We start from the raw sequence: 829 nt of genomic DNA on the forward strand, positions 1-829 counted from the left end.
CCCCGGGAAACAACAGCGGATACACGTCGGCGTGAACCGGCTCGGGGAAGGCCAAATCCAGCGCCTGCAGGGGCAGCCGAGTGTCGATCCACCATGCCGACAGACCCAACGCGTTGCGCAGCAAGGAGACGTGCGCAAACTCGCGCAGAATGGCGCGCTCGGCAACGTCTGGCAAGCCTGTGCCGGGCGCTACACGCTCGTGCAGCGTCAGCCGCGCGACAGCGCCGTCCCGCGAGAGCGTCAGGATCATGTCGTCGGTCAGCAGCGTGTGGTGGCGGCACCAGCGCGCCAGCGCCACGCCCAACGTGGGCGCGCTCAGAGACGCGCGCGCCAACATGCCGTAGCTGCCCCACGGCAATCGGCGGCCAAACCAACCCAGCGCTTCGTCGTCCAGTTCGCGCATCGCACGCAGTGCCAACCGTTCGAAAGGCAGGCTGGTCAGGCGCGCCTGCGCATCGAGCAGGTTGGCGCTGTCCAAGCCGGCCTCGTGCAGCGCTTCCGTTGGGTCGGCGCCGCGCAGCCGGTACGCCACAGCAATGGCGCGTGCGAATGCCATGGGCGTGGCTGCGATGGGTATACGGCGCCCCACCAGGGGCAGCAGAAGGGGCGACATGATTGGCGTATTTTGCAACCTCTGGGGTGCGCTTACCCGCTGGTGCATCGAACCGGGTGACGCCACAATTCGGCGCACCATGAGCGTACTGAACTCCCGACTCAACCCCCGCTCTGCGGACTTCCAGGTCAATGCCGCGGCCATGCGTGCGCTGGTCGACGATCTGCACGCCCGCATCGCGCAGGTGGCGCAGGGCGGCGGCGAGGCCGCCCGCGC

Annotated in this window: 1 protein-coding gene; it reads right to left on the reverse strand. The window is 68.5% G+C overall.

The annotated features are described in order from the left end of the window. The coding region (locus ACK4TH_RS12470) for an AraC family transcriptional regulator (RefSeq protein WP_409626911.1) at positions 1-556 on the reverse strand (556 nt) is incomplete at its 3' end. Positions 557-829: the final 273 nt, after the last annotated feature.

Source organism: Tepidimonas sp. (assembly GCF_046292505.1).
GTDB lineage: Bacteria > Pseudomonadota > Gammaproteobacteria > Burkholderiales > Burkholderiaceae_C > Tepidimonas.